The organism is Nocardiopsis protaetiae (assembly GCF_045446735.1).
GTDB classification, from domain to species: Bacteria; Actinomycetota; Actinomycetes; order Streptosporangiales; family Streptosporangiaceae; genus Nocardiopsis; species Nocardiopsis protaetiae.
In genome coordinates, this window is sequence record NZ_JBJJBV010000425.1 from 1 (window position 1) to 3,945 (window position 3,945).

General features: G+C 70.1%; 2 protein-coding genes. One reads left to right on the forward strand and one right to left on the reverse strand.

From position 1 onward, the window contains the following. Window positions 1-37: 37 nt before the first annotated feature. The gene (trhA, locus tag ACJOT3_RS33255) at window positions 38-787 is read right to left on the reverse strand and encodes a PAQR family membrane homeostasis protein TrhA (protein ID WP_406977103.1); all 750 of its coding nucleotides are present in this window, start codon (window positions 785-787) and stop codon (window positions 38-40) included. Between the two features lie 443 nt (window positions 788-1,230). Between trhA and ppdK the strand changes: the two genes are divergently transcribed. After that, a complete protein-coding gene (ppdK, locus tag ACJOT3_RS33260; protein WP_406977104.1) occupies window positions 1,231-3,936 on the forward strand; it encodes a pyruvate, phosphate dikinase in 2,706 nt (901 codons plus the stop codon). Window positions 3,937-3,945: the final 9 nt, after the last annotated feature.

Genomic DNA, 3,945 nt, shown 5'->3' on the forward strand with positions numbered 1-3,945 from the left:
CCGTATCTCTGCTGTATCGCTGCCGCGTCGCCGCCTCTCAGGCCGCGGTGTAGACCACGAAGGAGACCGCGATGTAGTGGCACACGAACGCGGCGATGGTCAGCGAGTGGAAGATCTCGTGGAAGCCGAACCACCGGGGCGCCGGATCCGGCCACTTCATGCCGTAGACCACCGCGCCGACGCTGTAGAGCACCCCGCCGACCAGGATGAGGATCCACGTCGCCGGGTGCGTCCCCTCGACCAGTTGCGGGATGAACAGCACCGCCACCCAGCCGATGGCCAGGTACAGCGCGGTGGACAGCCAGCGCGGGGCCCCCAGCCACAGCAGCTTGAACCCGACCCCCGCGATCGCCCCGCCCCACACCAGGGCGAGCATCGCCGTGCGCAGGGTCCCCTCCAGCACCAGCACGATGAACGGCGTGTAGGTGCCCGCGATGATGAGGTAGATGTTGGAGTGGTCCATGCGGCGCAGCACCTGCTGCACCCGCGGTGACCAGCGCCCCACGTGGTAGATCGCGGAGGTGCTGAAGAGCAGGACCGAGCTGAGCGCGTAGACCGCGCTGGCCGCCATGGCGGGCACGGTGGGGGAGAGGGCCACCAGGACGATGCCCGCGGCCAGCGCCAGCGGGGCGGTGCCCAGGTGCAGCCAGCCGCGCAGGCGGGGTTTGACCGCCTCCACCAGTCCCTCGGCGGCGGCCACGGCCCGCTCGGGGAGGGTGCCCTCCGGGCCCTTCCTCCCCTTCCGCGTCCGCGCGTATCCGGTTCCCCGCGCCTTGTCCCTGGACACGTTCCACTCCCCGCGATTCGTGGGCCCGGCACGGTGTCGGGCCCCTGGAAAAGCCTAACTTACGGGACCGTAGGTTACTTGAAGGTAGGGGTGTGTCGAGCGGCACAGTGCCGCTCTGGCAGGGCTTGTGCGTTCGGAGTGGTCGATTCGGGGGCATCCCCGGTGTTCTGATCGATCAGAACCCGCTATGGTGCGTTCCAGACGCCGTGACCAGCGGCGTCCTCGGCCCTTGCCCTCTCCCGTGCATCTTTCGAGGTCAAGGGGTTCGTCTACCCTTCCTGGACCATTGGTCTAGACCTTTTTAAAGCCCATGAGCTGGGAAAATGTCACAAAAAGGTGGTTCATGGAGGGGTGGCCGTGCAGAGACTGGATAGAGTCGCGCCCATCCGGGCACCAGGGTCGACCCCGCAGGGGTGTCGCCGAGCGAACGAGGGAGAACCCCCGTGGCCAAGTACGTCTACAAGTTCACCGAGGGCAACAAGGACCTCAAGGACCTCCTCGGCGGTAAGGGCGCCAACCTCGCCGAGATGACCAACCTCGGCCTCCCCGTCCCCCCGGGCTTCACCATCACCACCGAGGCCTGCCGCCACTACCTCTCCAACGGCGGCTTCCCCGCGGGCCTGGAGACCGAGATCGAGGAGAACCTCAAGGAGCTCGAAAAGGCCATGGGGCGGCGCCTGGGCCAGGCCGACGACCCGCTCCTGGTGAGCGTGCGCTCGGGCGCCAGATTCTCCATGCCCGGCATGATGGAGACCGTCCTCAACATCGGCCTCAACGACGAGTCCGTCGCCGGCCTGGCCCGCCAGGGCGGGGACGAGCGCTTCGCCTGGGACTCCTACCGCCGCCTCATCCAGATGTTCGGCAAGACCGTCCAGGACATCGACGGCGAGCTGTTCGAGGACGCCATCGACGAGGCCAAGGCCGCCAAGGGCGTCACCGACGACCTCGACCTGGACGCCGACGACTTCCGCGCCCTCGTGGACCGCTTCAAGGCCATCGTCCACGAGCAGACCGGCACCCCCTTCCCCACCGACCCCCGCGAGCAGATGACCCTCGCCGTCAAGGCGGTCTTCGACTCCTGGAACGCCCCCCGCGCCGTCCTCTACCGCCGCCAGGAGCGCATCCCCGCCGACCTGGGTACCGCGGTCAACATCTGCTCCATGGTGTTCGGCAACCTCGGCATGGACTCCGGCACCGGCGTGGCCTTCACCCGCGACCCCGCCTCCGGCCAGCAGGGCGTCTACGGCGACTACCTCCAGAACGCCCAGGGCGAGGACGTCGTCGCCGGTATCCGCAACACCGTGCCCCTGGCCGACCTGGAGGGCATCGACCCCCGCAGCTACGAGCAGCTGATGGGGATCATGGAGACCCTGGAGAACCACTACCGCGACCTGTGCGACATCGAGTTCACCATCGAGCGCGGCAGGCTGTGGATGCTCCAGACCCGCGTGGGCAAGCGCACCGCCGCCGCCGCGTTCCGCATCGCCGACCAGCTCGTCGACCAGGGCATGATCACCCTGGACGAGGCCGTCCAGCGGGTCACCGGCGACCAGCTCGCCCAGCTGATGTTCCCCCGCTTCGACGAGACCGCCGTCGCCGCGGGCGGCGACGGCAGCGTTCACCTGCTGGGCCGCGGTATGAACGCCTCCCCGGGCGCCGCCGTCGGCAAGGCCGTGTTCGACTCCTACACCGCGGTCAAGTGGTCCCGCAGCGGCGAGAAGGTCATCCTGTGCCGCCGCGAGACCAACCCCGACGACCTCGAAGGCATGATCGCCGCCGAGGGCATCCTCACCAGCCGCGGCGGCAAGACCTCCCACGCCGCCGTGGTCGCCCGCGGCATGGGCAAGACCTGCGTCTGCGGCGCCGAGGAACTCGACATCGACACCAAGAACCGGCGGCTCACCGCGCCCGGCGGCGAGGTGATCGAGGAGGGCGACGTCATCTCCATCGACGGCACCAGCGGCAAGGTGTTCCTCGGCGAGGTGCCGGTCGTGGACTCCCCGGTGGTCCGCTACTTCGAGGGCGAGATCGACCCCGCCTCCGACCAGGCCGACGAGCTGGTGCGCGCCGTGGACCGGCTCATGCACTACGTGGACGCCGCCCGCCGCATGCGGGTGCGCGCCAACGCCGACACCCCCGAGGACGCCGCCCGCGCCCGCCGGATGGGCGCCCAGGGCATCGGCCTGTGCCGCACCGAGCACATGTTCCTCGGCGACCGCCGCCAGCTGGTGGAACGCCTCATCCTGGCCGACACCGAGAACGAGCAGACCGAGGCCCTGGCCGCCCTGCTGCCGCTCCAGCGCGCCGACTTCAACGGCATCCTGGAGGCCATGGACGGCCTGCCCGTCACCGTGCGCCTGCTCGACCCGCCGCTGCACGAGTTCCTGCCCGACATCACCGAGCTGTCGGTGCGCGTGGCGGTGGCCGAGGCCCGCGGCGAGAGCCATGAGAACGACCTGCGGGTACTCCAGGCCGTGCACAAGCTCCACGAGCAGAACCCCATGCTGGGCCTGCGCGGCGTGCGCTTGGGCCTGGTCGTCCCCGGCCTGTTCACCATGCAGGTGCGGGCCATCGCCCAGGCCGCCGTCGACCGCATCCGCGCGGGCGGGCGCCCCCGGCCTGAGATCATGATCCCGCTGGTGGGCACGGTCCAGGAGCTGGAGATCATCCGCGACGACGCGCTGCGGGTGCTGCGCGAGGTCGGCGAGGAGAACGGGCTGGAGCTGGACTTCCCGGTCGGCACCATGATCGAGCTGCCCCGCGCCGCCCTGACCGCCGGGCAGATCGCCGAGCACGCCGCGTTCTTCTCCTTCGGCACCAACGACCTCACCCAGACGGTGTGGGGTTTCTCGCGCGACGACGTGGAGGCGTCGTTCTTCTCCGCCTACCTGGAGAAGGGCGTGTTCGGGGTGTCGCCGTTCGAGTCCCTGGACGTGGACGGGGTGGGCCGCCTGATCCGCATCGCCGCCGAGGAGGGGCGGGCCGCCCGCCCCGACATCAAGCTGGGCGTGTGCGGCGAGCACGGCGGCGACCCTGCGTCGGTGCACTTCTTCCACAAGGTCGGCCTGGACTACGTGTCCTGCTCGCCGTTCCGCGTCCCGGTCGCGCGCCTGGAGGCCGGGCGCGCCGCCGGACACCAGGCGGGCTGACCCGCCCCG